The following is a 25,568-nucleotide window of genomic DNA, read 5'->3' as shown; positions in this document are numbered from 1 at the left end:
AGCCACAGGAGGGCTTCATGTCCAAGACCGTGCAGGGCCTGCTCACGTTCCTCGTCTCGCTCGTCGTGCCCACCGTGGTACTGCTGATCATCAGTGTGCTGCCGGTGTGGCAGGGCGTCTTTTCACCGCAGACCGTGGCGGCACTTCCCAAGGTCGCGCTCATCGTCGGAGGCAGCTTTGGCCTGCTCTATGGGCTGGAGGCGGGCATCCTATGCATCTATGACCTGGAGACCGCCGCCGGGTGGATTGAGTTGTTCATCGACCTGACGTGGAGCCTGCCGAACACGATGGCCGGGTTCGTGCTCGGCAACATCATCTACATCTTCTTCGGCTCGCCCTCGCGCACGGACTCCGAGGGGCAGGCGTGGATCAGCTTCCAGCCGCGAGGCTCGGGTGGCTTCGGGCACAGTGTCCTGCAGACCATCGGGACGGTGAATCTGGGGGGCGCGGGTCAGCACGAGCGGATGCACCTGTTGCAGGCCCGGGTGCTTGGTCCCGGCTACATCCCCCTGGTGATTGCCTCCTACGCCGTTACCTTCACCCTCCAGGTGGTGTGGACCCTCACCCTCGGTGGGCTCCTGGCGCTGCTCGGCGTGCGGAACAAGGCGTACTTCGAGCCGCCCTCCCACTCGGCCGTAGGCGGCTTCTTCGGGTGGATCTACTACGCCACCCCCATCGAGCTGTTCGCCTACGCCACGGGCAATCCGTGACACCCCGCGAGGACCCGGCCACTTCGTATGTCAGCGCGAAGCGGTCTTCGCCGGGCCCATCCAACCGGGGAGCACGGCTTCGGTGATACCTGTCGCTCCGTCCTGCTCCAGCCGGGCCCTCACCTTCGGAGGCGCGCCGACCGTCACGTCTCTTCCTTGCTCGAAGCGTTGGGCCTTCACCAGTGCCAGCGTGGCCCGGTCCAATAGCAGTGCCCGGCGCGGTGACGGGACGAGCAGCACCGAGATGTCCTTCGTCAGCGCCTTCACCGCGTCGGGCCGCAGTGTCCCGTCCTTCCGGAAGAAGCGCTCTTGCACCTCGTCGTTGCTCCCGTAGTCGTCTCCCGCCCCCACCTGCGCGAGCCAGTGGGCGTACTCACCCTGTCCATCGGCGCGCCGGGGCTCGGGAATCCCCTTCAGCCCTCGCTGGCCCCAGTGGTACCAGCCTCCCTGCCAGGCCGAGCTCGCGTCGAACTTGCGCGCGAAGCTGAAGGTGCTGTCCGTGGTCGCTCCCACGCCGCCATGGCACCCGATGCAGGCCGTGGTCTCCTCGACGTTCTGCGGCCGCAACTCGCCGCCCGCGTCCTCGATGAAGCCCTGCATCAGCCACCCGGTGCCCGTGCCCACCCCGCGCTCCACATCCGCGAGCACGCGCTTCAGCTTGTCGGGTTGCTTCTCCTTCTCCCGGGCTTCCGCCTCGGCCGCCAGCTGGAGGTCGCTATACGTCAGCCAGCGGGTCTTCCTCATGTAGCGCAGTTCCTTCATCCGCGCGGCCATGCGGACCTGCCCTCCCTCCACGTCGAGATAGCGCAGGCTGTGGAGGAACTCGGTGCCTCGTGGGTAGAGCCCGGCGGCTGGCCAGCCGTCCTTCGCCCGGTCCAGCACGGCCGCCTCCCCTACGTAGCCGAAGGGACGTCCGGCCTTCGGTGGCCATACGAAGGCCACGCGCCTCGCCGTGCCGAGCACTCCATCCCCGTCGAGATCCGAGCCGAGCTCGCGCTCGTCCGTGGGCGGCAGTGGCACATCCACCCGGCGGATGTACGCCTCCAGGATGGCGAGGTTGAGGCGGTACACGGCCGTGCTCTCGCGCCCATCACGGTCGCGCCGGAACGCCGCGGGAAGGCGGATGAACACGTCCCCCGCGCTCCCGTTGGTCGGCCAGAACATGCCGGGGAAGGGCGCATAGGCGAACGCCCTCCAGCCCGTCATGGCCCCGTCCGGAGAACGATCGAAACCCTCGGAGTCCGGCTGGAACCAGCAGTCCGGGGTGTAACCCTCCCACTGGCCGTTGCCGTTCCCATCCCAGGCTGCGGGTGGATGCACCAGCGTCGCGGCCAGCCGGAGCCCGCCGCGCTCATCCACGTAGTTGCTCGTGCGCACCCAGGCCAGCAGCTCGGCGTCCGAGATGTCGACAGGGGGCGGGGGCCGCACGAGGTTCGTCCAGCGGTTCTCCTCGGCGGAGCGCGCTACCGTGAGGACCGTCTGGACCTCGGCGTCCTCGACGTAGTTGGGTGCTCGAGGCGCCTGGTGGCACGCGAAACAGCCGTTGCGGGTGCGGCCCCCGGGCGTTTCCTGGGTGACCGCGTAGCACTGCGCGGGCAGGTAGGCCGCCGGATTCGAGAGCGGGGGCGCTTCCCGCGAAGTCGCCGGCATGGCGGCCGTGAGGGCCTCCCGCAGCTGCACGGTGGGCGTTGGCGGAGGCAGGGGCCGCGAATCTCCCGAACGCCACACGAGGGCCGCTCCGGCCATCAGCAAGCCGATTGTCCCGACAATCCCTGTCACCTTCCGGCGGTCCATGTCTTCTTCTGCTCTCTCGAGGAACGCCGTGGAGCCTCTCGGGAGTCTCCTCCCGGGAAGGCCCCACGGCTGTCTGCATGATGGACGGCGGTGCTCAGTTCATCGCCGGGAACGGGCCGATGTAACCGGTGTACGACTGCGCCTGGCTCACATCGCCCTCCAGCTTCTCGATGTCGGACTCACCGTAGGGGTGTTGCACCTGGGCCTTGATGTACGCGTAGCCGTTGATGTCCGGGAAGAAGTAGATGCCCGTCGTCTCCGAGCCGTAGGGCGCGGAGAAGATGCGGGTCAGCTCGCGCGTGACGACGTTGTAGGCCCACACCATGTCGTTCTGGTGGCCGTCCACGGTGTCCTCGCCGATGAGCAGCGTGTCGTACCCGTTGATGAAGGACAGGTTGTCGGGATTGGCGATGCCATTCACGCCGCAGACGTTCGCGACCGCCGGCTTGGAGACTCCAGCGCTGTCCACGACCGTGAAGGTGGGATCGTAGAAGGGGCTGTTGCTCGGGTAGAGGCTGGCGCCGGGCGCCTTCAGCCACACGCCCTCGACCAGCGGCGCGGCGGACTCGACGACATACTCACTGCCAATCGTCGCGTTGGGCGAGACGACCATCTCGTAGACCGCGCCACAGTCGTTGCGCGCGACCTGGACGTGATTGCCCCCGCCCAGATCCTTGCCCGCCGGATCGTCGACCATGCCGTGGTTCAGCTCGCTGAAGGCCACGTAGAGCCGGTGGGCGGCGACGTTGTACGTGATGCCCTCGGTCTTGCGGAACTCGGTGGTGCCTCCGACGTAGGCCGCGTACCGGCGGCTCTCCAGGCGCGAGGCCGCCAGCTCCTGCCCGGGCTTGAGCCGCAGGCACTCGCGGCCCGTCTCCGTGTTGATGGCGCGGAACCCCTCGGCCGCGCTCGGGCAGGTGCCATCGCTGTTCTGGGGCTCGGTCTCGAAGATGTGCGAGAACTGGATGCCGCCGTCGATCAGCGCCTTCACCTGCGCGTTCGTCGCGCTCGGGCCCAGGGGCAGCCAGTACATGTCCGCCCGGCCCGAGGGAGCGCCCGACGGCGTGGTCTGGAACCAGCGCGCCGCGTAGAGCTGGCCCTCGGACAGGTCTCCCGGCCGCGTCGCCACGAACATGTAGAAGCCGTCGTTGCTGCCATCGTCACTCAGGTAGACGGTCTTCTTGTCCGGCATCACATAGGCGAGCTCGAGCGCGCGCCGGCCCGCCGCGTAGTGCTTGGTGACGGTGGTGGCGCCCGAGCCGTCCACCGCGACCTCGACCACGTAGCCATAGCGGTACGGGGAGTAGACGGCCTTGGCCTGCTCGAGGGTGGCGGTGGCCGGATCCAGCCCCCAGTAGCGGAGCATCGAGCGCTCCTTCTGGGTGAGCGCGCCCACCGAGCTCACGCCCTCATAGACGCGGGCATCCTCCGGGTACTCCTCGCTGCTCAGGTTCGTGTTCCAGGGGGACACGCTGCCCGCGCAGGGGACCCAGTAGCCCTCCACGCCCGAGAAGTCGATGGGCCGGGTGCTGAGGGCCGTGAGCTTGCCATCGGGCGACTGCCTCAGCTCGGTGAGGTACATCGCCGCGGGGCTGATCTCGAACTGGGTGAGCTCGAAGAGCCTGTTGCCCGCCTTGATGAGCGCCGAGAAGTCGTTGGTGGGCGAGATGAAGTCCGAGCCGTCCGTGTTCTTCACCGGGCTGCCGTTCTTCTGGGTCATGCGCCCGAAGATGTGCTCGCCCACGGGCTGGCCGGAGCGCAGCACGGTCTCGTACTGGATGGAGAACTCCTGCCCGTTCACGCGCGCCTTGGGGCTGGCGTAGACGGCGCGTTTCTCCGCGTCGGTGCGTGCGGCGTTGACCGGCGTGAAGCTGAGCGACTTGCCCGTGCCGGCCGGACCCCGCGGGCCTTGTGGACCCTCCGTGCCTGGGGTGCCAGTGTCGCCCTTGGGCCCGCTCTCTCCCGTGCATGCCGAGAGAGCGAGCGCGGACAATGCCGCCCACAGCAGGCGGCACGTCCGGTGCCGCCTGCTCGAATAATTGAATCTCATTGTGTCCTCGTGTGTGAGTCCGCCCCAGTCTATCCAATCGTACCCCGTCGGTCGTACGCTCGGGCCAGCCCACCCGGGTCCATCGTTTCCGCCCGAGGTCGTGGCGAACACTTACACGAGGAGCTGTACATGACGGCCATTCCGATGGAAGTTGCCGATCCCTTTGAGCTGGTGCATCCCGAGCGGCGGAAGGATCCCTATTCCGGCTACGCGCGGATGCTCCGGGAGGCACCCGTCCATTTCTTCGAGCCGTGGGGCGCCTGGTTGGTGGCGCGCTACGCGGACGTGACCGCGGGTTTCCGCGACACGCGCCTGTTGTCGGCTCGGACGGGCCAGTTTTCCGCGGGCATGTCCGAGGAAGTCCGCAAGATGATGGAGCCGCTGGCCCGCAACCTGTCCTCCTGGGCGCTCTTCCTCGATGCGCCCAGCCACACGCGCCTGCGCGGGCTCATCAACAAGGCCTTCACGCCGCGCATGATCGAGGCGTTGCGGCCGCGCATCCGGGCGCTCGTGGAGGAGCTGCTGGACGCGGCGCGGGGCAAGGAGCGGATGGAGGTCATCAGCGAGCTGGCCAACCCGCTGCCCGTCATCGTCATTGGCGAGATGTTGGGGCTGCCCCGGGAGGATCGGCACCGGCTCAAGCGGTGGTCGGATCAACTGGCGGGCCTCATCGGCACGGGCCGTCCCACGCCGGAGCAGGTGAAGGAGGGGCTGAACGCCATCCTCGAGTTCGAGGCCTACTTCCGGATGCTCATCGCCCAGCGGCGCACCCAGCCGGGGACTGATCTGCTGAGCGGGCTCGTGCACGCGGAGGAGCAGGGCAACCTGCTGAGCGAGCAGGAACTGCTGTCCACCTGCACCATGCTGCTCTTCGGCGGCCATGAGACGACCACCAACCTGATTGGCAACGGGCTGCTGGCGTTGCTGCGCCACCCGGAGCAGTGGGAGCTGTTGCGCACCTCGCCGGAGCTGCTGCCCAACGCGGTGGAGGAGTTCCTCCGCTACGACCCGCCGGTGCAATTCACGAACCGGGAGGCCAAGGTGGACATGGAGATTGGCGGCCAGGCCATCCGGAAGGGGGATCGGGTGATGTTGATGATGGCGGCGGCGAACCGGGATCCCGCGCAGTTCAAGGACCCGGAGAAGCTGGACGTGCGGCGCGAGGAGCTGCGCCACATGACGCTGGGCCTGGGCCCGCACTACTGCCTGGGCGCGGCGCTGGGGCGGATGGAGGCGCAGGAGACCTTCGCCGCGCTGCTGCGCCGCTTCCCGCACCTGAAGCTGGAGCCCGGGGCCACAGTGGACTGGATGGACAACGCGGGCTTCCGTGGGCTCCTGGCGCTGCCGGTGGTCCTGGGAGCGGAGGCCCGGTAGGACTCCGCCCCCAGCCCGGCGCTACTCGGCCGTGAAGTACAGGTTGTCGAGCAGCAGCTTGTCCGCCGGCGCGCCCCCGCCGGCGATGAGCACGAACGGAGAGCTGACGACGTTCAGCTTCAGGCCGCCCGCCGTGAAGTCCGCCAGCGGGATGGCCAGGTGGTGCCACTCGCCGTCATTCCTGTAGCCGTACTTCTCCACGTCGAGCTGCACGCTCTTGTCGGTGCCGTCGAGGTAGTTCATCCCCACCTTCACCGAGGCGAAGCCGGGGTCGGACGAGCGCAGGCTCACGTGGAGCGTCTTCCAGGTGCTCAGGTTGCGCGTCGAGTTCCAGTGCACACCGAGCCCCAGCCACGCCTTGCCCGCGTGGACGACGAGGTCCGCCGCCTTGCCCTCCACGCGGGTGTTCGAGGGCTCCAGGGTGACGGTGCCGTCGTAGAGGTAGACGTGCGTGGTGGTGTTGTCCACGGCGATGTCGTCGGAGCGGCCCCCCTCGTAGAAGCCCACGCCCAGGCGGCGCTGCCCCGTCTGGTAGGGGAACGGGCCCGGGAGCACGTCCGGGTCCGTGTCCGGGTCTCCGGTGCCGGGGTTGGACGGCCCCTGGTTCTCGTAGTCCGACAGCCCCGGGTCTGGCCTGCACGCGGCCAGCAGGGCCAGCACCGCGTATCCAGCGAGCTTCTTCATGGCTTCACCGCCCTGTCCTGACCGTTCGTCAGCTTCACCAGCGTCCAGCCGCCCTGCACCGTGCCGCCCATCTCGGTGATGCCCTTGTACGCGGGCGTCACCAGGTCATAGGCATACGTTCCCGTGGCGTCGTAGGTGACGGCGTCGGGGAAGTTGTCGAGCACGGACTGGTAGGCGCGGATGGCCTGGGCCTTCACCAGGGGCAGCTCCTCCTGGCTCGCCTCGCCGTTCTGGTAGATGGCCAGCAGGGTGGTGCCCACGTAGAACTGCGCCTCGCCTCCCGGCTCCCGCGCGAGCAGCGTGGCCCACGAGTAGAACGCGGCCACGTGCGCGCCGCTGGCCTGGATGTCCCACTTCGTCTCCACGCCCGGCGTGGCGTGCCGGAAGGGGTTGTTCGGATCCTCCAGGACGGAGTTGTCCGGGTAGATGCCCACGTTGGGGCTGTGGAGCTGGAGCGTGAGATCCTCCAGCGACTCGCCATACACGAAGTTGGCGGGCTCGTAGCATCCGGAGATGCCCACGGCCGCGGCCAGCACAAGCCAGGTCTTCATACGGCCTCCCTCAGAGCGAAAGGATTGCATACGCGCCCACCTCGTATTCACGGCCCATCAACCCCTCGGCGAGGGCCGCCGCGCTCATGCCCTCCGAGTACTGGTCCAGCATGCGGACGATTCCGCGAACACCGAAGCGGGTGGTCACCGCGCCGAGCACGGGCCGCTTGAGGCCATACGACAGGTCTCCCGTGGCCTGGAGCGGGTAGGTGAGGTTGAACACGCGGTGGTAGTCATACGGACCCCAGTCGTTCAGGCGCAGCTGCGCCGAGAGCGCCAGCGTGTCCAGCAGCACGGTGCCGTCCACGCCGTAGCGGAAGATCTGCCGTGCGTCCTCGCCCGGGGACTGGAGGCTGCCCACCATGGCGGTGCCATACAGCTTCAGGCGCTTGGTGGGGTTGCCCACCATGCGCAGCGTGGCCTCCCACTCGTCCGCCGCGGGGGGCGCCTTGCCGAAGGCGATGGTGGCGCCGCTGGCGAGGATGGCGATGCCGGCGTCACGCGACGTGGGCTGGTGCCGGTAGACCAGGTCCAGGCCCGCGGCGAAGGGCGCGTCCTCGCGCATGTCCCGGTCCCAGGACCAGAACCACGTGCCGGGCGTCGGGTCGAAGGTGAACAGCAGCTCGGCGGCGAGCATCTCGCGGTTGTCCAGCACGCTGAAGGTGTCCGACAGCACGCTGCGCGGCTTGACGCCCGGGAAGTACCGCCCCGTCTCCGCCTCGTAGGCGTCGTTGATGGTGGGGTTGGGCCCGATGAGGGGCTTCTGGTAGAGCACGTTGGGCGCCACCTGGAAGGTCCCCATCTGGAAGGTCATGCCCGCCTGGGCGCCGTAGTGGTTGCCGCGGCCGCTCTCGCGCAGGCTCCAGCCCGTCAGCACCGTGCGCTGCTCGGGGCCACCGTCCGCCACCAGTCCGCGGAACGAGGCCTGGGCGAACATGCGCACCGAGCCCAGGTCATAGGTGAGCCGCGCCTTGGCGCCGAGCGTGTCCAGGAACTGCACCTTGTCCTGGAGCACCTCGTAGCCGCTGTTCAGGTAGCTGGCGCCGCTCGTGGGCCGCGTCCAGATGAACTCCTCGCCGATGCGCTGCGGCGCCGCGAAGATGCCACCCACCTCCAGGCCCATGGGGCCGCGCTGCCACTCGAGGCCCAGCGCCGTCCTGCGCGCCACGCGCTCGCGGATGACGGAGGCCGTCTGCTGCGTGGAGCCGCGGGTCAGGTCCTCCTGGTGCACCAGCGTCAGCGTCACCGGGCCCACGCCCTTGCGGTACTTCGCGACAATGGAGGGGTTGGCGCCCCAGAAGAGCTCCGGGCCCACCGCCACCTTGAAGCCGTCCAGCGCCTTCTTGCCGCTGAACACGACGCCGAAGGGCGCGTTGCCGTGGTAGATGTCGATGTTCGGCCCGTAGTGCGCCTCGCGGTACAGGTTGAAGAAGTCGCCTTCCTCACCCCAGTGCGTGTGGCCCACGCGGTAGAAGCCCTCGAGGTTGAAGTCCTCCCGGTCCAGCTTGAACTCCGCCTGGTACAGCGCGAAGCGCTCCAGTCCGAGCGGCTGACCCGAGGCGCCGGTGGGCGGCGTGCCCGGGGCCGGGGTGCCGTTCACCGTCGTCGGCGTGGCCTGCGTGCCCCGGTTCTCGTAGAAGAGGTTGTAGAGCCGGTTCTGCGCCACGTTGCCCACGATGTTGAACGACGCGCGCCCGTACACGCCGGAGGTGGGCTGCATCGCCAGATCGAAGAAGATGGACTCGGTGTGGTCCACCGTGTCCAGGTTGGGCCGCGTGGTGGCGATGCTCCCGCGCGACATGGAGCTGTCCATCACCAGCCGGAGGTTGGCGACGCGCACCGCGGCCAGCTCCTCCGTGCGTGCCAGCGCCACGGAGGACTCGTAGCCGCGGGACAGCTCCGTGGGGCGGATGGCCTCGAAGTGCTGGCGGATGGTGTCTTGCGTGGTGGTGGCGGCGTACGGATCCAGGCGGAAGGCCGCCTGCAGCACGTAGTAGGCCGTACGAGGCTGCACCCGGGCGATGCCCGCGTCGTCCTCGGGGCCCAGCGCGCTGATGCCGAACCACTCCTCGTTCATGTTGTTCTGGCCCTCGACGAAGTCGCTCGGGTAGCCAGCGTTGGGCCAGGAGGCGGTGGTGTCGTGGACGGAGAGGTTGGCTTCCTGCCCCATCTTCCACCAGCCATCCACCCACTGGAACACGAAGCCACCGAGCGCGTTCTGCGCGCGGCCGTGCCCGTAGCTCTGCGAGTAGATCTCCTCCCACTGCTTGCGCAGGTAGTCCGCCTGGGCCAGGTGGTCCTCGCGGCCGGCCTTCGCGTCATAGGCGTCCGCGCCGAACTCGGTGAACATCACCGGCTTGTTCAGCTTCTGGAGCACCACGTCGAACAAGTCGCGGGCGGAGGCACCGCGGTAGACGTTGGCGCCGAAGACGTCCAGCTCGGGGGCGAGGCGAGCGATGAGGTCCACGTACTGCGCGTCGCCGTTGGCGATGGAGACCGGGTGGTGGGTGTCGCGGGCCTTGATGACGCGCACCGCCTCGCCCATGAGCGAGTAGAGGTGCTCGGCGCGGGCGGCGTCTTCCTGGCCGGGGAGCGCCTGAATCTCATACCCCGTCCAGTGCAGGCCGTAGTTGTTCTCGTTGCCCAGCATCCACATGAGCACGCCGGGAGTGCCGTGGTAGCGCTCCACCCGCTCCGCCAGGTCCGTGAGCAGCGCCTTGCGGTGGGTCGGGTTGGAGTAGTCCGTGTTCGGCGCCGAGACACCGCCCACGAAGGTGCCGTAGCGCCCCATGAGCGGGTTCACCACGGTGAAGATGCCGTAGTTCTCGTAGATGTACTCCACCCAGCGCGGGGGGATGTCGTCGAACTGGCGGATGGCGTTGACGCCCATGTCGCGCAGCAGCGTCATCTCCCGCTTGAGCACGGCCTGGATGAAGGTGTCCGTCTGGTTCCACAGCGAGTAGCGGTAGTTCTCGCCAATGGGCGTGTAGCCCCAGTTCATGCCGCGGATGGGGAAGTCCCGCCCGTCCACCTGGATCTTGAAGCCGCGCTCATCGTGGTAGACGCGCACGTTCTGCACGGCCGCGGAGGGAGCGGCGGAGACGGGAGCCGGCGCCACCGTGGGCTGGAGGGACGGGGCGGGCGATGCCACCGGCGCGTCGGCCGCCGGCTCGGCGGTGGCGGGCGCCTGCGACAGCGTCACCGCCAGACACGTGACAAGGGTGAGGGAACTCATGCCGCTTTCTCCACGTCCAGGTTGTTCTGGGTGATGACGGCGCGGTAGAGGTGGGCGCTGTCCTTGGGAATCCGCTTCTGGGTGGCGTAGTCCACGAAGATGAGCCCGAAGCGCTTCTGGTAGCCGAAGGCCCACTCGAAGTTGTCGAGCAGGGACCAGGCGAAGTAGCCCGCGAGCGGCACACCCTGCCGGATGGAGTCCAGGCACGCTCCCAGGTGCGTGCTCAGGTAGTGGGCGCGCTTGGTGTCACGCACGCGCCCGTCCGCGTCCGGACCGGTGGCGTAGGCGCAACCGTTCTCGGTGATGTAGATGCGCGGCGGGTGGTAGTCCTTGTGCAGCCGCGTCATCAGGTGGGTGAGGCCGGTCGCGTACACCTCCCAGCCCATGTCCGTGTGCTCCGGCTCCGCGTGGACGGTGCGAGGGGCGTTCTTCTCCTCGGGGATGCGGTCGCTGCGGATGATGCCGCGGTTGTAGTAGTTGACGCCCAGGAAGTCGGTGGGCGTGGCGATGGCCTCCATGTCCCCGTCCTTGACGAAGTCCAGGGTGTCCGAGGAGATGCGGCCGGCGGCCAGGTGGTCGGCGATGACGTCCTTCGGGTAGCCACGGCCGTAGAGCGGGTCGAGGAACCAGCGGTTGAAGCTGCCGTCGAAGGCGCGCGTCGCGTCGAGGTCCTCGGGGCTGGGCGAGGCGGGCTGCGAGGGCACCAGGTTGAGGGTGATGCCCACCTCCGCGTTCTTCACGTTGGAGCGGATGACGGACACCGCCTGCCCGTGCGACACCAGCAGGTGGTGCGCCGTGGCGAGCATCTCGCCCCACTGGTTCTTGTGCCCGGGCGCGTGCTCGCCGTTGGCGTGGCCCAGGAAGCTGATGCACCAGGGCTCGTTGTGGGTGATCCACCGATTCACGCGGTCGCCGAGCACCTGGCTCACCTTGTCCGCGTACTCGACGAAGGCGCTCACCGTGTCACGCGCGGGCCAGCCGCCCTTGTCCTGCAGGGCCTGCGGCAGGTCCCAGTGGTAGAGCGTGACGAAGGGCTCGATGCCCGCCTTCAGCAGGCCGTCCACCAGGCGCGAGTAGAAGTCCAGACCCGCCTGGTTCACCTTGCCGTGGCCCGAGGGGAGGATGCGCGGCCACGCGATGGAGAAGCGGTAGGACTTGACGCCCAGCCAGCGCATCAGCTCCACGTCATCCGGCCAGCGGTTGTAGTGGTCGCACGCGACCTTGCCGTCCGTGCCATCGGCGATCTTTCCCGGCGTGGCGCAGAATCGGTCCCAGATGGACTCGCCGCGCCCGTCGGTGGTGGTGGCGCCTTCGATCTGGAAGGAGGAGGTGGCCACACCCCAGAGGAAATCAGGAGGAAACTGCCGCATCGTCAACGACTCCTTTCGAAGCTTCGAGGTGGCAGCGGACGAGGTGGTCCGCGGCGGAAACGTGTTCGGGAGGGCGGGTGGCGTGGCAACGCGCATCCGCGTGGGGGCACCGGGGAGCGAAGGCACAGCCATTCGGGGGCACGGGCCCCGTCGAGGCCTTCACGGGCAGCGGGGCTCGCAGGAAGTCCGCGCCCTCCGGCACGGCCGAGCGCAGCAGCCGCGTGTACGGATGCCGGGGCGCGGAGAGGACCTCCGCGGTCCGCCCCGACTCGACGACGCTGCCCGCGTACAGCACCATGACGCGGTCCGCGAGGTGCCGGGCGCTCGCCAGGTCATGGGTGATGAAGAGGATGCCGATGCCGCGCGCCTTCGTCAGGCCGCGCAGCAACTGGAGCACCTCGCGGCGGGTGGACACGTCCAACATGGAGGTGGGCTCGTCCGCGATGATGACGTCCGGCTCCACCGCGAGGGCCCGCGCCACGGCCACGCGCTGGCGCTGGCCACCGGACAGCTCATGCGGGAAGCGCCGGGCGAAGGACTCCGCCGGCGTCAGCCCCACCGACTCGAGCAGCGCGTGGACGCGCGCCTGGAGATCCGCCCGCGTGGCCCGCCCGTGGCGCAGCAGGGGCCGCTCCAGGTGGTAGCCCACGGTGTGCACGGGGTTGAGCGAGGCGAACGGATCCTGGAACACCATCTGCACGCGGCCGCGGTAGCCGAGCGAGGCGCCCTGCTTCTCCGCCGCGAGCATGTCCTCGCCGCCCAGCCGCAGACTCCCACCGTCCGGCGCGTCCAGCCGCGCGAGCACCCGGGCCAGCGTGCTCTTGCCGCTTCCGGACTCGCCCACGAGCGCGAGGATCTCCCCGCGCTCCAGGGTGAATGACACGCCGTTGAGCAGCGTGCGCCGGGAGCGGGACAGGAAGCCTCCCACCTGGACGCTGCGCGACAGCCCGGTGACCTCCAGCAGGGGAGGGCTCATTGGTGACCTCCACGGAGCGCGGTCCGCACGGGGGCCGGCGCGTTGGCCGCGAGCGCGAGCTCCGGCGGCGGCTCGGCCGCGTCGTCGGCGCTGAGATGGGGGAAGGACGACAGCAGCAGGCGCGTGTACGGGTGACGGGCCCCCGCGCGCAGGCGCTCCGAGGTGTCCACCTCCACCAGCTTGCCGCCCTGGAGGACGCCCACGCGGTGGGAGATGGCCAGCAGCAACGGCAGGTCATGGGTGATGAAGAGCACCGCGAAGCCCAGCCGCTCCTTCAGCTCGAGCATGCGCTGGAGCAGCTCCTTCTGCACCACCACGTCCAGCGCGGTGGTGGGCTCGTCCATCACCACCAGCTTGGGCTCCAGCGCGAGCGCGAGCGCGATGCCCACCCGCTGGCGCATGCCGCCCGAGAGCTGGTGCGGCCAGGCATTCACCAGCTCCGGCGACAGCCCCACCATGGCCAGCAGCTCCCGGGCCCGCGCGTAGGAGGCCGTCCGCGAGGCACGCCCGTGCGCCGCCAGCGTGTCGTGGAACTGCTCGCCCAGGGTGAGCACGGGGTTGAGCGCGCTCATGGCGCTCTGGAACACCATGGACACCTGGGACCAGCGGAAGGCGCGCAGCGCGTTGGCGTCCAGGGCCGTGACGTCCGTGCCGTTGAACAGGATGCGTCCCTGGCTGATGCGCGCGGCGGGAGGCAGCAGGCGCAGCAGCCCGAAGCCGATGGTGGACTTGCCGCTGCCGGACTCGCCGGCCAGACCGAACACCTCGCCGGGCGCGATGTCGAACGACACGTTGTCCACCACGCGGGAGGGGCCGCGCTCCGTCGCGTAGTCGATGCACAGCTCGCGCACGCTCAACAGGACACCGGGGGCCTGGGGCTCGGCCTGCGCGGCCGTCACCACCGGGGTGATGGGAGCCACCGCCGGAGGGGCCTTGAGCGCCGGGTTGGTCAGCTCGTCGATGGCGGAGCTGAGCAGCGTCAGCGAGAAGCCGACCAGCGCGATGCACACGCCGGTGGGGACGAAGATCCACCACGAGCGCGTCAGCAGCGCCGCGTCGTTGGAGGCCCAGTAGAGGTTGGTGCCCCACGTCACCGAGCCCACGTCGCCCAGGCCGAGGAACTCGAGGCCCACCTGGGCGCCCACCGCGTAGAGCGTGTTGCCGATGAACGAGGAGCCGAGCAGCGACGCCATGTTGGGCAGCAGCTCCCGGGCGATGATGCGGGCCCGGCTCTCGCCCGTCACCAGCGCGGCGGCCACGAAGTCGCGGTTGCGCAGGGACAGCGCCTCGGCGCGGAAGACGCGGGCGTTCCACGCCCAACCCGCCACCGTCAGCACGGCCACCATTCGCAGCGGCCCGGACGGCAGGTACGCGCCCAGGACGATGGCCAGCGGCAGGCCGGGGATGACGAGGAACACGTTGGTGGTGAGCGACAGCGCGTCATCCACCCGGCGGCCCAGGTAGCCGGCCGTCACGCCGATGAGCGCGCCCACCAGGGTGACGAGCAGGCCCACCGCGAAGCCCACCGCGAGCGTCTCGCGCGCGCCCACCACCGTCTGCGCGAGCACGTCCTGTCCCTGGCCCGTGGTTCCGAAGAGGTGGGCGCTGGAGGGCGGCTGGTGGGGGCGGCCCACGAGGTCGCTCGGGTCCATCACCAGCCAGGGCCCCACCAGGGCCAGGACGAGGAAGAACAGCAGGATGCTCCCGCCCACCGCGGCCTTCCGGTGGCGGAGCAGGCGTCGGATGGAATCAAGCATGGGCGCGGGTCCTCGGGTCCAGCCAGAGGCAGAGCATGTCCACGGCGAAGTTGGCGGCGAGCACCGCCAGGGTGATGACCAGGAAGAGCCCCTGCATGAGCGGGTAGTCCTGGTTGCGCACCGCGAGGATGAGCAGGTAGCCGGTGCCGGGGTACGAGAAGACGATCTCCGTCAGCAGCGAGCCGCTGAGCACGAAGCCCAGGGCCATGCCGAAGCTGGTGACGTTGGGCAGCAGCGCGTTGCGCGCGGCGTAGCGGAACATCACCTGGCGCGGAGGCAGTCCCTTGGCGTGGGCCAGCCGGAGGGTGTCCGTGCCCAGCGTGGCCACCATGGTGTTGCGCATGCCCAGCATCCACCCGCCGAGCGTGGCCACCACGATGGAGGCGGCCGGGAGCACCGCGTGCCGGACCACGTCCGCCGCGAAGGTGAAGGACAGCCCCGGCTCCAGGTCATGCGAGTACGCGTGGCGCAGGGGGAACCAGCCGAGCCCGAAGCCGAAGAGGTACAGGGCCAGCATGGCCAGCCAGAAGTAGGGGAAGGCCCCGAGGAAGGCGAACGCGGGCGCGGCCACCGAGTCCAGCCACCCGCCGCGGTTCCACGCGGCGAACACCCCGAGCAGGCAGCCCACCGCGAAGCTGATGATGACCGCGCACCCGGCCAGCCCCAGCGTCCACACCAGCCCCGTGCCGATGACCTCCGACACGCGGGACGGGTAGTAGGCGTAGGACAGCCCGAGGTCTCCGGTGAGCAGGTGCTTCAGGTAGGTGAAGTACTGCTGGTGGAGCGGGGCATCCGTGAAGCCGAAGGCGGCGCGCAGGGCCTCCATGGCCTCGGGCTGCACCCGGCCCTCGAAGCGCGCGAACATCGCGGAGGCGGGGTCGCCCGGAGCCAGCCGGGGGATGACGAAGTTCAGCGTGAGCGAGGCCCACGCGGCGATGAGGTAGAAGCCGAGCCGCCGGAGGAGGTAGTGCATCTCAGGGCTCCCTCGGGGCGAGCCGCGTCAGCACCAGCAGGCTGTCGGGCTCGGCATGGGGGGACAGGCGCGCGTAGGGATTCCGCGCGTCCGGGAAACCGGTGAAGCGCCTGGTGCTGGCCTCGCCCCAGGACGGGTTGGGGAAGAGGGGAATGGCCGGCGCCAGCTCGGAGAAGCGCCGCTGCACCCCGGCCATCAGCTCCTTCTGCTTCTCGGGCGAGCTCTCCGTCTCGAAGCGCGTCAGCAGCGCGTCCGCCTCCACGTCGCCGAAGCGGTGCCAGTTGGCCGCGGCCACCTCGCCCACCGGGCGCACCGTGCGCGGCGACAGCAGCCACTTGTAGAAGGTGTACGGCGTGGGACCGTCCAGCGACCAGGCGATGGCGAGCTGGAACTCCCCCTTCTGCAGGCGCGCGTACCAGGCGCTGAACTCGTACGTCTTGAGGTGCGCCTGGATGCCCAGCTTGCGCAGGTCACGGACCAGCACCTGCCCCGCGCGTACCCAGTCCGACCAGCCGCCCACCACTTCCAGCTCCAGCTCCAGCGGCTGTCCGTCCGGCATGCGCCGCAGGCCATCCGGGCCGCGCGCGAGGCCCGCCTCGTCCATCAGCCGGTTGGCGGCCTCCTCGTCATGGCGCACCCACGCGCCGTTGGCGGCCTCGGCGTCCCGCCAGCCCGTATAGGAGTCATTGAGGGCCGTGGCGTCCGCCGGGCGCGTGTAGCCGTACATGGCGATGTCCACCAGCCGCTCCCGGTCCAACGCCATGCTCAGCGCCTTGCGCACGCGCACATCGTTGAAGGGCGGCCGCGTGGTGTTGGGGTAGAGGAAGACCGTGCTGCCGTAGAGCGGGAACCAGCGCGAGTGGTGCTCCGGATCCTTCGAGACGAAGGTGCGGTCCACCGCGGGCACGAAGTTGCCGGCCCAGTCCACCTCGCCCTCCACCAGGGCCAGGTTGGCCTGGTCATTGGTGGGGAAGGCGAGGAAGCGCAACGCGGAGACGGCCGGCTTGCCGGGCTGCCAGTAGTGGGGGTTGCGCCCCATCTCGTACACCTGGTTGCGGAAGACGTTCACCTGGGTGAAGGGCCCCGTGCCCACCGGCTCCGGGTTGGTGAACGTCACCGGATCCGCCACCTTCTCCCAGACGTGGCGCGGGACGATGGGCTGGTGGGCCAGCTCCGAGAAGCCGGGGATGTAGACGCGCGAGAACCGGAACGCCACCGCGTGCGTCCCCTCCGCGCGCACCTCCTCCAGGAAGCGCCACGCGCCACCCGAGTCCAGCGCGGGGTGCTTCTCGAGCAGCTCGAAGGTGTACGCCACGTCCTCGGCCGTGAAGGGCCGGCCGTCGCTCCAGCGCACGCCCTCGCGCAGGGTGAAGCGCAGCGTCCGGTGGTCCTCGGACCAGGTGTGCGCCGTGGCCAGCCAGGGCGTCCACTCGCCGGAGGAGGGGAGGAACACCTCCATGCACTCGTAGACGCCGGCCCGCGTGGGCCAGCGCGCGCCCGCCCCGGTGAAGAGCGGGTTGAAGTTGCGCACCCACGCGCTCTGCTGCTCCACGGAGACGAACAGCGTGCCCGGCTGCCGCGGACGGGGCTCCGAGGAGGAGGAGGTACAGGCCACCAGCAGCACCACCACCAGCACCAGGACGGGCACCAGCAGGAGCGCGGGTTTCACGGGGCCCTCGTGTAGACGCGGACGTAGTCCACCTTCATCTGCTGCGGGAACACCGTGGTGCTGTCCGGCGGCCCCAGGTAGTTTCCGCCCACCGCCACGTTGAGGATGATGAAGTGCGGCTTGTCGAACACCCACCGCGTCCCGGCGGGCAGGCGCGCGGGCGTCGTCTCGAAGAAGGCCTTGCCGTCCAGCAGCCAGCGGATGCGGTTGGGCTCCCACTCCACGGCGTAGACGTGGAAGTCCTCGTTGAGCTTCCCTCCGCTCACGACGAACTCGGAGCCGATGTTGCCTCCGCCGGAGTAGCCCGGGCCGTGCAGCGAGCCGCGGGTGATGGCCGGCAGCTGGCCCCGGTACTCCATGATGTCGATCTCCCCGCACTCCGGCCAGCCCACCTCGCCGATGTTCGCCCCCAGCAGCCAGAACGCCGGCCAGATGCCGCGTCCCACCGGTTGCTGGATGCGCGCCTCGAAACGGCCGTACGTCTGTTCGAAGCGCCCGCTCGTGTTGATGCGCGCGGACGTGTAGTTCCGGCCGCTGTAGCTCTCCTTGCGCGCGGTGATGACCAGGTTGCCGGTGCCGTCCAGCGAGGCGTTCTCCGGCCTGTCCGTGTCGAACTCCAGCTGCTCGTTGCCCCAGCCGTGTCCTCCCACGTCGTGCACCCAGCGCTCGGGGGAGGGCGGGGTACCGGCCGGACCGTCGAACTCGTCCTGCCACACCAGCTGCCATTCCGGGCCAGGCTGCCCGGGGGTGTTCGGCACGTCGGGCTTGATGCTCCGGTTGGCCGCCGGATCACATGCGAGCGTGCAGAGGGCGGCGAGCCACGGGAGGAGACGGAGTCGGGTCATGCTGTCTTCCGGACGTGTTGGAGGGGAAAGAGGGAGCGGTCGCGCAGCGCCGCCTGGAGCACGAGGGTGGCCGCGCCGACCGCGATGGCCCGGTCTCCCAGCGCGGAGGTGACGATGCGCGTCTCCGCCATGGAGGTGGACAGCGCCCGCTTGCGCACCGAGGCGCGCAACGGATCCAGCAGCAAGTCACCCACCGAGGAGATCTCACCGCCGAGCACGACGATGGCCGGGTTGAGCAGGTTGAGCAGGCCCGCCACGGCGATGCCCAGGTAGTGCCCCAGGCTGTCGATGACCTGCCGGGCGGCCGCCTCGCCCGAGCGCGCGCCTTCCACCAGCTCACGCACCGTGGGCGCACGGCGGCCCCGCGGGCCCATCAGCTCCCGCGCCCGCTCCAGCAGCGGCCCGGTGCCGATGAGGGTGACGAGGCACCCGCGCAGCCCGCACACGCACTGCTGGCCGGCCGGGTCCACGGCGATGTGGCTGATCTCCCCGGCGGTGCCGCCCGAGCCCCGGTAGACGTCGCCGTGGATGATGAAGCCGGCGCCAATACCGGTGCCCAGCTTGATGTACGTCAGGTCCTCGCCCCCCACGCCCGCGCCCCAGTAGCGCTCCGACAGCGCGCCCAGGTTGGCGTCGTTGTCCACGAACACCGGCATGTTGAAGGCGGACTTGAGCGACTCCTGCACGTCGTAGTCGCGCCACGCCGGCACGATGAGCGGGGACAGCTTGCCCGGGGTGGACGGGTGCACGGGGCTCGGCACGGCCACGCCCATGCCCAGCACGGAGCGGCGCGGCACGCGCTCGGCGTCCAGGCACTCCTGCACCAGCTCCCGCACCTTCTGGAGCGTGCCCTTGGGATCCTCGCGCACCGCGTGGGGGGAGTGCCGGTGCGCGCGCACGCGCCCGCGCAGATCCGTGAGCACGACCGTCACGTGCGTGGCGCCCATCTCCACGCCGATGATGCTGAAGGCGTCATCACAGAAGCCGATGAGGGTCGGGCGGCGGCCACCCCGCGACACCCCGGCGCCGATGTTGCGCACCAGTCCGGAGTGCTCCAGGTCCGCGACGATGGCGGACACGGTGGACGGGCTCAGCTCCGTGCGCCGGGCGATCTCCGCCCGCGACAGCTGCTGCTCGCGCCAGATCATGTTCAGCAACAGGCTGCTGTTCTGCGCGCGCATGCCCGCCGCGTCGACCGTCGTCGCCGTATCCGCCGTTCCCACTTTCATCGTACCCTCACGCTCCATTCGGCCGCGCGGGAGCGGGGGTGCAGCCCATGCCATCCCCCCTCTTCCCGTCCGAGACGCGGCTGGCGCCGATTGTGTACCGCTTCGGCTCCGTCGTGAGCGGGACTTCCTCCAATTTCAGCCCGAAGCCTTCGACGGCTGGCCCCATGCCCTCCAGCGGGGTGGCCTGCTCGCCACCCGTTGCGCCCCGGGCAGAGAAAGACACCGGGGATGCACCTGAGGGGACCTCGAACCCGTACAGCCCCAGCACCGAGAGCGCTCCCGCCGCCGCCCATGTCCACGCGAATCGCTCGTGCCGGTGCATCGCGCCCCTCCGCCACTGAATGGCTTCGTCCGTACAACGAAGAAACGGGATGCCGCCGGAAACCTGTCTGGCATTGCGCGCCGCGTCAACCTGGACGCTCCGCGTCAGGAAAACACCCCCAGCCCGGCCCCTCTCCACGGCACCCGAGTTCGTTCGAGTGATGAAGAAAGTACCAGCGACTTGCTAGCCATTGCAAGTATCCCGGTGGTTGCAGGTGGGGGGAGGGCACGCATCCGCGCATGACGCGCCGCGCTGTGCCGTCAGCCACGAAATGAAACTTCTGTTGAGAACCCAACAATATTAGGTGGGTTTACTGAACTCTATAGGAATCCGAGACTTCGAGTCTAACATGGGTACTTCCTTCGGACGGTGGAGTTTCTCGTGTTCCCGTGCGGAGGACTCGACCGGAGAGAAAAACCATATGCGAAACAAAGCTGCAGGATTGGCAGTGGGACTCGTGTTCGCCACGCTGTTGGCGGGAGGTGCCCTCGCCGCGGCCACCTTCGGGGTCCAGCCCTCGGGCTCGTCGGCGATCTTCTACGTGAACACCACGTCGTGGGCGGACATCCACTACAAGGTCAACAACGGTGGCCAGCTCAACGTGCGGATGACGGTCGCCAATGGCCGCAACGAGTTCACGGTGACGGGCCTGGCCGCGGGCCACTTCGTCGACTACTTCTTCACCTACTGGGACACGGCATGTAACTGCGCCGTGGACACGGCCTGGACGCGCTACACGCACAGCGGCACGGGCGGTGGCACGGACGCGGGTACGGGCGGTGGCACCGACGCCGGCACGGGCGGTGGCACCGACGCCGGCACGGGCGGCAACCCGGGCAACATCGTGCCCCTGTTCAACAGCGGCACGGCGCTGGAGCCGGCCACGGTGCAGGACACGGGCTCGGCCATCGTCACCCGCGTGGGTGACCGCGTCCGTGACCGCCATGCGCGCGAGGACCAGTACCAGGCGTACGACCACTACCTGTCGCTCTACTTCGAGAACCGCACGCACTGGATCGAGATCGTGGATCAGGTGGCCAAGGGTGGCAGCCAGATCATCGTCAACCTCTACTCGATCTACCCGTATGACAGCCCGGACTTCCGCGCGTTCTTCCGCGGCCTCAACACGGAGGCCGAGTACTTCCACAACGCGGACTTCATTCGGGTGAACGACTATCAGCACACCGCCAGCGTCAACTTCAACGCCAAGGAGGGCCGCGCCATCCGCATCGGTGACCGGATGGAGCTGGAGATCGGTGTCTTCCTGCGCCAGCCCGTGAACGGCCGCTTCAACTACTACTCCACCATCATGCTGTACATGGTGGGCACCGGCGGCATCGTGCCGCTCGAGGTCTCCGGCGCCATCCAGGACTCCTACCCGATGCCGGCCATTGGCCAGAGCGGCGGCCGCACCACCGGCAACCAGCACCTGTCCAACGAGGCGGACAACCACTTCCTGCAGATGGCGCTGAACATGGCGCCCACGAACGCGCAGCCCTTCGTCGAGGGCCGCCGCATCCACCACACCGACTTCGGTGATGGCAGCCACTCCGAGCCGGGCAACCCCGCCCTCACGGCTCATGCGAACAAGCTCGGGCCCAACTACATCGCGCGCTCCTGCATCGCCTGCCACAAGCAGAACGGCCGCGGCCTGCCGCCCGCCGTCAACACCTCGCTGACCAACTACACGGTGAAGGTGGGCCGCGTCAGTGGGACCACGGTGACCGCGGATCCTTCTCTCGGCTTCCGCATCCAGCCGCGCAGCACCAGCGGCACGCCCGAGGGCGACGTGCGCATCTCGGGTTGGACCACCACCAGCGGCACGTTCACCGACGGCACGGCCTACCAGCTGCGCAAGCCGACCTACAGCTTCCTGAACGTCACGCCCACGAACTACTCGGCGCGCATCACGCCGCAACTGGTGGGCATGGGCCTGCTGGAGGCGGTGCCCGAGACGACCATCGCCGCCCTGGCGGACCCCAACGACAGCAACGGTGACGGCATCTCCGGCCGCATGCAGACGGTGACGGATCCGGAGACGGGCGCCGTGCGCCTGGGCCGCTTCGGCTGGAAGGCGGGCGCGGCGAAGGTGCGCCACCAGGTCGCCGATGCGTTCCGCAACGACATGGGCGTCACCAGCCCCGTCTTCACGACGCTGGACTGCGGCACGTCGCAGGCGGGTTGCGGGGGCACCAGCACGGAGCTGAACAACACGGACCTGGACAAGATCACCCGCTACATCGCCCTGCTCGGTGTCCCGGCGCGCCGTGACTACCGCGACACCCAGGCCCTCCAGGGCGAGACGCTGTTCCGCAACGCGGGCTGCACGAAGTGCCACACGGAGTCGCTGACCACGAGCGCCTACCACCCGAACGCGGAGCTGCGCAACCAGGCCATCCGCCCGTACACGGACCTGCTGCTGCACGACATGGGCACGGGCCTCGCGGACAACCTGCCGGAAGGCCAGGCCTCCGGCGCCGAGTGGCGCACGCCTCCGCTGTGGGGCATCGGCCTGACGGCGGGCATCAGCGGTGGCGAGGCCTACCTGCACGACGGCCGCGCGCGCAACCTGACCGAGGCCATCCTGTGGCACGGCGGTGAGGCGCAGGCCGCGCAGCAGTCCTTCGTCCGGATGACCAGCGCCGAGCGCGCCGCGCTGTTGCGGTTCCTGCAGTCGCTGTAAGCGGTACGAATAGCGTTGTCCGGGGGACCGTGCCGCTGGTGGCGCGGTCCCCCTCGTCAGATGTTAAAGGGAGGCCCGCGGGTTCGCACCATGGGGCGGCATTCATGAGCGGCAGGCAGGTCTACCAGGACGAGTACTTCACCGTGCTCGTCGATGATCGCACGGGCATCGTCCGCACCGTTCGCAGCGAGAAGCCGCTCGATGTGCTCGAGGAGCTCGAGGGCATCTTCGCCCGGCTCGGTGCCGTCCTGGATGAGCTGGGGCGCTCGAAGTATGGGCTCCTCGCCGATCTCCGGGCCACGCCCGGCCGGAATGATCCCCAGTTCGAAGCGGCCATGGGGCGGCTCCGCCCCCTGTGGGTTGGCGGCTTCCGGAGGGTCGGTGTGCTCGTGCGGAGCACCGTGGGCATGATGCAGATCCAGCGTCATGCCCGGCACGACGGCGTCGAGCGGCTGATCTCGAAGGATGAGGACGAGTTGCTGAAGTACCTCGTCCAGGACGGCTAGTCAGGCGAGCGGGCGAGCACCCGACGCGGCGTTTCGTGGCAATCTGCGCGGCCCGTGCCGACGTCCCCCGCTCCGATGAATCCTTCTTCAACCCCGAAGCCCGTCGCGTGGGAACGGAGAATCGCCGTCCTGGGCGCGCTGCTCGCCGTCGCGGTGGTGGCGCTCAAGCGAGGCCGGCAGCACCCGGACGAGGTCTTCCAGTTCCTGGAGCCGGCCCATGGGCTGGCCTTCGGGTATTGGCTCCCGGCCTGGGAGTGGGTGGAGGGTCTGCGCAACTGGGCCGTCCCCGGGGTGCTCGGGGGCGTGCTCGCGGTGTGTGGGCGGATGGGACTCGAGCACCCGTGGGCGATGGCCGCGGTGGTGTGGGCCTGCTGTGCCGCCGCGCAGGCGTGGGGCACCGTGGCGCTGTTCCGGCTCGTCGAGGAGCGGGATGGCCGCGAGCCCGCGCTCCTGGCGGCGGCCGTCCACGTCACCTGGGGTGGGTGGCTCCTCTACGCCGCGAGGCCCCTGGCGGATTCGCTGAGCGTGGCCCCATTGCTCGGCTCACTCCTGTGGGCCTGGCGCGCCCGCGCCCGGGACGGCCTGCGCGAGGGCTTCTGGAGTGGTGTGCTGTTGGGCCTGGCCTTCGTGGTGCGCTACCCCTCGGCGGTGTTCGGCGTGCCCATCGCCGTGAGCCTGCTGATGGCGCGGCGCTGGCGCTCGCTGGCGGGCGGCGCGCTGGGCGTGGGCGGAGTGCTCCTGGCGCTCGGCCTGCTCGACTGGCTCACCTGGGGCGCGCCGTGGCACACGCTCTGGAAGTACTTCGAGTTCAACATCCTCAGCGGAGGCTCGGAGAAGTTCGGCACGCAGCCCGCGTGGTGGTACCTGCCCAAGCTGGTGGGCATGGTGCCGCTGCTGCTCGCCTGGCACTTCGGGCGCGGGCTGGCCCGGAGGGATCTGCTCGGGGGCTCCTTCCTCTTCTACCTCGGGGTGATGTCGCTGCTCGCGCACAAGGAGCTCCGCTTCCTGGCGCCGCTGCTGCCGCTCTTCGTGCTCCTCGCCGCTGGACCGGCCTGGCGCACCCTCTCGCAGCGGGTCCGCACCCGATGGGCTATGGGCGGACTCGTGGGGGCGTATGCGCTCTCCTCGCTGGCGGCGGCCACCGTGCAGATGCCGAAGGGGTTGGCCACGGAGCAGATCGACGCGCTCGTCTTCGCCGGGCGGGATGACTCACTCACCGGGCTCATCGTCGCGGGCCAGCAGGAATGGAACATCAGCGGCCGCTTCTACCTGCACCGCGACGTGCCCCTGCTCGTGCGTCCCGAGCATCAGGTGGGGGAACTGCTCGGCCCGCTCACGGAGACACGGTTCTCCCACGTGCTCGTGAATGGAACGGCGCTCGGGGAGCGGCAGGTCGAGGCCGCCGGGTTCTGCGTCCTGCGGCGGTGGGGCGGGGCGGTGCTCTGGAAGCGCTGCCCCTCCGGGCGCGGCTCCGGGGAGCTGCTCACGACTCCTTCCGGGCCGTGAAGGTGACGCAGGCGCTCCGAGCATGGGAACGGAGCGCCTGGGTCTGTCTCACTGCACGAAGGTGAGCGCGCCCGCGGGCAGGCTGGAGCCCGAGGGCCACAACACGTACGCCGAGCGGCGGGAGTGGTCCCACGCCTTCAGCAGCTCCTCGCGCTTGTACGTCACGTTCACGAGCTCGTCGTTGGGGAAGGCGGGGTCGTTGCAGATGACATCCCCCTCCGGCGTGAAGCCCTTCACCACGATGAGGTGCCCGTCCGAGCGCTGGACGGGCGAGCCGCTCAGCTCCCCCTTCTCGTAGGCGATGCTGATGCTGACGGGAATCCCCTCGGCGATGAGCCGCTCCAGCTGCGCGAACGAGTCGAAGCGTGCCACCAGCCCGTGCAGCGCTCCGTCCCCGATGGCCGAGCCGTACGCGGTGTTGAAGGGCCAGTTGCCCGTGCCGTCATACACCGTGTCATACGTGTACTCGGCCGCCACGGGCACCGGCACCACGAGCTCGTTGCGGCCCAGCTTCTGGCCCCAGTACGCGAGAATCATCGACACCGAGGTGGGCGAGCACCAGACGCCGCCCTTGGGCGGGTAGAGCATCTGCGAGCGGCCCGGCACCTCCAGCACCGTGCCCCAGGCGCGCTTGTCCGAGGGCTCGTCCGCGGCCCTGCGGGCCGAGTCCGTCATCGCCGCCGTCAGCGCACGCACGCGCGGGCTCACCCCGGGCTTGGAGGAGAAGAGCCACACCTTCATCCGCAGCCCGTCCGCCTTCTTCTTGAGCACCAGCGTGTCGGTGAAGACCTTGCCGCGCTCGTCCTCCTGCCGGTCCTTGCTGTGGCGCACCACGGTGCCGTTGTCGAAGGCCCAGACGCCGAAGTCGTAGTCCTTCGTCCACTCGCCCTCGACGCGCGCCGCGAGCGTCAGCCGCACCCACGTGCCCGGAGGCGTCAGCACGTCGAACGAGGGCACCACGTTGTCGAAGCCGCCCGTGATGGTGTGCTCCTCCGAGGCGGCACTGCCGAAGACGTAGCTGCCCGCGGGCAGCGGCGTCTGCGCGTTGGGCGGCGTGTGGCTGGGGAACGGATCGGCCTCGGAGCGGGCCGTGGCCGTGTCGAGCTCGAGCGTCCCGTCCGGGGTGAGCGCGGTGCCCTCGCGGGTGAAGCGCTCGAAGTCACGCGTCTGCGCGCTCTTCCTCCAGATCTTCGCCACCGGGCCTTGCTCCTCGGGTGTGGGCCGGGCCTGCCACGTGCAGGCCGTCAGCGTGGATGCCAATAGGACCAGAAACAGCGGATGCCGGGTCTTCGTCGGGGTTGTCATGAGGCTCGCTCGGATGCTGCCGGGGAAGG

General features: G+C 69.4%; 18 protein-coding genes. 5 read left to right on the top strand and 13 right to left on the bottom strand.

Annotated features, from left to right (window positions below; all coding sequences use genetic code 11):
- Positions 1-17: 17 nt before the first annotated feature.
- The gene (locus tag Q664_RS50370; RefSeq protein ID WP_152622834.1) at positions 18-710 is read left to right on the top strand and encodes a hypothetical protein; all 693 of its coding nucleotides are present in this window, start codon (positions 18-20) and stop codon (positions 708-710) included.
- Between the two features lie 30 nt (positions 711-740).
- On the opposite strand, the gene Q664_RS50365 is transcribed toward Q664_RS50370, so the two are convergent.
- Together Q664_RS50365 and Q664_RS50360 are read right to left on the bottom strand one after the other, a co-directional pair.
- The gene (locus Q664_RS50365) at positions 741-2,360 is read right to left on the bottom strand and encodes a hypothetical protein (RefSeq protein WP_235217190.1); all 1,620 of its coding nucleotides are present in this window, start codon (positions 2,358-2,360) and stop codon (positions 741-743) included.
- A gap of 238 nt (positions 2,361-2,598) precedes the next feature.
- Positions 2,599-4,554 carry an alkaline phosphatase PhoX gene (locus tag Q664_RS50360; RefSeq protein ID WP_043414356.1) on the bottom strand — a complete coding sequence of 652 codons (1,956 nt, stop codon included), beginning with the start codon at positions 4,552-4,554 and terminating at the stop codon, positions 2,599-2,601.
- A gap of 129 nt (positions 4,555-4,683) precedes the next feature.
- On the opposite strand from Q664_RS50360, the gene Q664_RS50355 reads away from it, so the two are divergent.
- Positions 4,684-5,928 carry a cytochrome P450 gene (locus Q664_RS50355; protein ID WP_052519714.1) on the top strand — a complete coding sequence of 415 codons (1,245 nt, stop codon included), beginning with the start codon at positions 4,684-4,686 and terminating at the stop codon, positions 5,926-5,928.
- Positions 5,929-5,949: 21 nt separating this feature from the next.
- On the opposite strand, the gene Q664_RS50350 is transcribed toward Q664_RS50355, so the two are convergent.
- The 10 genes from Q664_RS50350 to Q664_RS50305 are packed head-to-tail and all read right to left on the bottom strand — an operon-like array spanning position 5,950 to position 19,217.
- A complete protein-coding gene (locus Q664_RS50350; protein ID WP_043414353.1) occupies positions 5,950-6,612 on the bottom strand; it encodes a hypothetical protein in 663 nt (220 codons plus the stop codon).
- A complete protein-coding gene (locus tag Q664_RS50345) occupies positions 6,609-7,163 on the bottom strand; it encodes a hypothetical protein (protein WP_200883892.1) in 555 nt (184 codons plus the stop codon). The genes Q664_RS50350 and Q664_RS50345 overlap by 4 nt, the downstream gene beginning before the upstream one ends.
- Positions 7,164-7,173: 10 nt before the next feature.
- Entirely contained in the window at positions 7,174-10,398 is a 3,225-nt protein-coding gene (locus Q664_RS50340; protein WP_043414348.1) for a glycoside hydrolase family 2 TIM barrel-domain containing protein, read from the bottom strand.
- Complete coding sequence (locus tag Q664_RS50335) at positions 10,395-11,768, bottom strand: GH1 family beta-glucosidase (RefSeq protein WP_043414345.1); 1,374 nt, start codon at positions 11,766-11,768, stop codon at positions 10,395-10,397. The genes Q664_RS50340 and Q664_RS50335 overlap by 4 nt, the downstream gene beginning before the upstream one ends.
- Positions 11,749-12,744, bottom strand: coding sequence for an ABC transporter ATP-binding protein (locus tag Q664_RS50330; protein WP_043414343.1), 996 nt, complete (start codon positions 12,742-12,744; stop codon positions 11,749-11,751). The genes Q664_RS50335 and Q664_RS50330 overlap by 20 nt, the downstream gene beginning before the upstream one ends.
- Positions 12,741-14,501, bottom strand: coding sequence for a dipeptide/oligopeptide/nickel ABC transporter permease/ATP-binding protein (locus Q664_RS50325; RefSeq protein ID WP_043414340.1), 1,761 nt, complete (start codon positions 14,499-14,501; stop codon positions 12,741-12,743). Before Q664_RS50325 ends, Q664_RS50330 begins: the two co-directional genes overlap by 4 nt.
- Positions 14,494-15,474: an ABC transporter permease gene (locus Q664_RS50320; RefSeq protein ID WP_043414338.1), complete on the bottom strand. Its 981-nt coding sequence runs from the start codon at positions 15,472-15,474 to the stop codon at positions 14,494-14,496. Before Q664_RS50320 ends, Q664_RS50325 begins: the two co-directional genes overlap by 8 nt.
- Position 15,475: 1 nt before the next feature.
- Positions 15,476-17,143: an ABC transporter substrate-binding protein gene (locus Q664_RS50315; protein ID WP_052519713.1), complete on the bottom strand. Its 1,668-nt coding sequence runs from the start codon at positions 17,141-17,143 to the stop codon at positions 15,476-15,478.
- Entirely contained in the window at positions 17,140-17,988 is an 849-nt protein-coding gene (locus tag Q664_RS50310; RefSeq protein WP_043414335.1) for a glycoside hydrolase family 16 protein, read from the bottom strand. Before Q664_RS50310 ends, Q664_RS50315 begins: the two co-directional genes overlap by 4 nt.
- Entirely contained in the window at positions 17,985-19,217 is a 1,233-nt protein-coding gene (locus tag Q664_RS50305; RefSeq protein ID WP_043414333.1) for an ROK family transcriptional regulator, read from the bottom strand. Before Q664_RS50305 ends, Q664_RS50310 begins: the two co-directional genes overlap by 4 nt.
- 743 nt (positions 19,218-19,960) lie before the next feature.
- Between Q664_RS50305 and Q664_RS50295 the strand changes: the two genes are divergently transcribed.
- From Q664_RS50295 to Q664_RS50285, 3 genes are all read left to right on the top strand, one after another.
- Positions 19,961-22,222 (top strand): di-heme oxidoreductase family protein, encoded by a 2,262-nt coding sequence (locus Q664_RS50295; RefSeq protein WP_043414327.1) that lies wholly within the window; start codon positions 19,961-19,963, stop codon positions 22,220-22,222.
- A gap of 104 nt (positions 22,223-22,326) precedes the next feature.
- Entirely contained in the window at positions 22,327-22,728 is a 402-nt protein-coding gene (locus tag Q664_RS50290) for a hypothetical protein (protein WP_043414325.1), read from the top strand.
- A gap of 75 nt (positions 22,729-22,803) precedes the next feature.
- Positions 22,804-24,234, top strand: coding sequence for a glycosyltransferase family 39 protein (locus Q664_RS50285; protein ID WP_084611011.1), 1,431 nt, complete (start codon positions 22,804-22,806; stop codon positions 24,232-24,234).
- Positions 24,235-24,282: 48 nt separating this feature from the next.
- Here Q664_RS50285 and Q664_RS50280 read toward each other — a convergent pair whose 3' ends face one another.
- Positions 24,283-25,431, bottom strand: a complete 1,149-nt coding sequence (locus Q664_RS50280; RefSeq protein ID WP_043414322.1) for a peptidase C39 family protein — start codon at positions 25,429-25,431, stop codon at positions 24,283-24,285.
- Positions 25,432-25,568: the final 137 nt, after the last annotated feature.

This window comes from Archangium violaceum Cb vi76 (genome assembly GCF_000733295.1).
GTDB classification, from domain to species: Bacteria; Myxococcota; Myxococcia; order Myxococcales; family Myxococcaceae; genus Archangium; species Archangium violaceum.
The sequence above is the reverse complement of the archived record's forward strand: the minus strand, read 5'-3'. Positions and strand labels throughout refer to the sequence as shown.